The 2,817-nt window shown below is 72.4% G+C and carries 1 pseudogene; it reads right to left on the minus strand.

Annotated features, from left to right (window positions below):
• Positions 1 to 129 precede the first annotated feature (129 nt).
• Positions 130 to 2,817, minus strand: a pseudogene (locus tag AX685_RS22445) (hypothetical protein); the annotation flags it as partial.

Consider the following 2,817-nt stretch of genomic DNA (forward strand, 5'->3'; position numbering starts at 1 on the left):
CGCGCGGCACGGCGTTGCCGAGCGGATCGGACACGGTCGTCACGCTTTTGGTCAGGACCAGCGGATCGGCGGCGGCGGGCGCGCCGGCCAGCATCGCCGTCAGGGCGACGGGGAGCATCCGGGCGGCCGTCATCGCCCGATCCCCAGCATCCGTCCGGCACCGGCGAGCGTATCGGGATCGAATTTCATCCGCAGCGTCACGAATGCCCCCTTTCGCGTATAGCGATCCTGCGCGAAGTCGCGGTCGCGATAGCCGGCGATATTGTAGCCGGCGGTGATCCATACGTCGCGCGCCGGCGACAGGCCGAGCGTCGGCCCCGCGCTGAACGCGACGGTGCGGTTGGTCCAGCCGTGCTGCACCGACGCCTGCGCCCCGATGTCGACGCGTCGCCCCAGATCGCGCCGCACGTCGACGCCGATCGCATCGGTCAGCCCGGTGTAATCGTCCGCGTCGAAGCTGCCGCGCACCCATTTCAGCCCGTGATACAGCGTCGCGTCCCAGCCATGGCCCTCACCCTCCGGCCCGGAGCGATAGTGGAGCGCCAGATTGTTGATCGCGCGCAGCGTCGCCTGATAGCCGCCCGCGAACGCCGGTACGCCCAGCACGTTGCGATCGGTGAAGCCCGGATCGGCGCGTTCGTGGCGCAGTTGCAGCCGTTCCAGCACCGACCAGTCGCTGTCGAGCGGGCGCCACGCCAGCGCGACGTCGGCGCTGAGCGACAGGGCGAGCGCGCCGTTGCGATCGCGCACCGCATAGCCGCGCACTGCGGACGCCAGCGTGCGCCCTTCGCCCAGCGCGCGCAGGACGTTGGTGGTCAGGCCGTAGCGGGTGTTGCTGTCGCTGGTGCGATATTCGGCGCGGCCGTTCCACGACCAGCGATCCGCGCGATAGGCCGCGCCCAGCGTCACCGCCGCATGATCGTCGTTCGCGCCGTCCTGCGCCAGCGACCCGCCGGCCGCGACCGGGTGGAAGGCGTTGATCGCCGCCCCGGCCGGCAGCTGCCCGCGCAGCGTGCTGCTGGCGTCGAGCGTCGCGTCGATGGTCCAGCGCCGGCCGATCGGCAGCGACTGGTTGAGGCCGTATTGCGCATAGGTGCGCTGGCCGTTCTCCCCGCCCACCGGCCGCATCGCCGCCTGGCGGTTCAGCGTGCTGGTCCATTTCGCCCCTGTCCAGGGCGCGATGTCGAAGCCGATCTGCGCGGTCTGCGCGGTGAAGCCGCGGCCTTCCGCGATCTCATAGCCGCCGATCAGCCGGATGCCCAGGCGCACGCGCCAGCCGGCGGTCAGTTGATGGCGGATCGGGAAATCGACGCTCGCCTTTGCGCCGTCCGGCGCGACCTGCGTCTGCGCTTCCAGCGTGATGCGATCGCCGGCCAGCGCCTGCGTGCCGCCCAGCGTCAGCAGGCGCGAGGAACGATCCGCGCCGCCCGCCAGCCCGCGATCCCGCGCCAGCTGGGCGCCCGCGAACAGCGTGCCGTGCGCACGCTGCCATTCGAGGCGCGCATCGCCCGCGACGCGCGACGCGCCGTCCAGCAACTGCTGCTGGTGCCAGGCGGTGCCGGTCAGCGACAGCCGGTCGGTCAGCGCCAGCCGCCCGTCCAGCCCGATCTTGCGCGTGCCGCGTTCGACCGCATTCTGCTGGCCCAGGCCGAACCCGGCGTCCTGCTGGCGCGCATAGGCCGTCAGGTCGAGCGCGGGGCCGTGATGCTCCGCCTCCGCCAGCCAGGCGGTGCCGGCGCGCAGCCCGTGCGCGCCGCCGGTCGCGGCCTCCGCGCGCAGCTGCGTGTCGGCCGACAGGCGCGCGCGCGCGTCGACCGCCAGCAGCGCCGCATCGCCGACCGTCCGGTCGCGCAGCGCGGTGGCGCCCAGTTCGACCGCGCCGCGCGCGATCCGCACCGCCGCGCGGGCGCCCCCCACCGCCTTGCGGCCGCTGCCCCAGCTTTCGTAGTCGACCACGATGAAGACCGGATTGCGGCCTGCGTCGCGGCCCAGCACCGGCTGGCGGAAGCGGATCGTCCCGGCGAGCGGATCGATGTCATAGTCGATATGCCGCGTCATCGGCGTGGACGACACGATCAGTTCGGGGCGCAGCCGGTCGCGCACCTCGATCCGCAGCCGGTCGCTATTGGGCACGATGTCGCGTGCCGACAGGCGATAGGGACCGGACAGGCCGTTGCCCTGGATCTCGTCGCGGCCATACAGTTCGTCGGTATGCGCGGCGAAGGCGGTGACGGTGACGCGGTCGCCCTCATAGGCGATCTTCGCGCCGGTCAGCGTGCGGCTGTAGCGGCCCAGCTGCGTGTCGCGCAGCCCGGTTTCGTAATCGCCGAGCAGCGCCACGACCTCGCGCCGTTCCAGCCGCAGGTACAGCTTGCCCGCGGTGGCGGCGTCATAGCCCTGGCGCGTGGCATCGCCGTAGACGGTGTAATAGCGATCCGGGTCGATCGTGCCGAGCAGCCCGCGGGTGCGATCGCGCGTCCGCTTGCTGTCATAGGCGATGGTGGCGAGCCACGACCCCTTGATCCGCCCCTTCGCATAGAGCGCGAGCTGGCCGTCCAGGATCGTGCCATCGCGATCGGCGGGCAGCACCGTGCCGCGACGCGACAGGATGTCATGCCCCATCGTGCCCGCGCCGAAGCCGACGATCGTCCAGCCCGCGGCGCCGGGGGCCAGCCACGCGCGGACCGGTTCGTGGTGCGACGCCTGCGCATCCGCCAGCGTGACGGTGGCGCGTACCGCGCCCGCCTGAGTCGTGGGTTGCAGTTCGATGAAGGCGATGCCGTCGTCGCCGACGACACGCGCGATCGGGGCGGCGGC

This window comes from Sphingomonas sp. CCH9-F2, assembly GCF_001556735.1.
Lineage (GTDB): Bacteria > Pseudomonadota > Alphaproteobacteria > Sphingomonadales > Sphingomonadaceae > Sphingomonas > Sphingomonas ginsenosidimutans.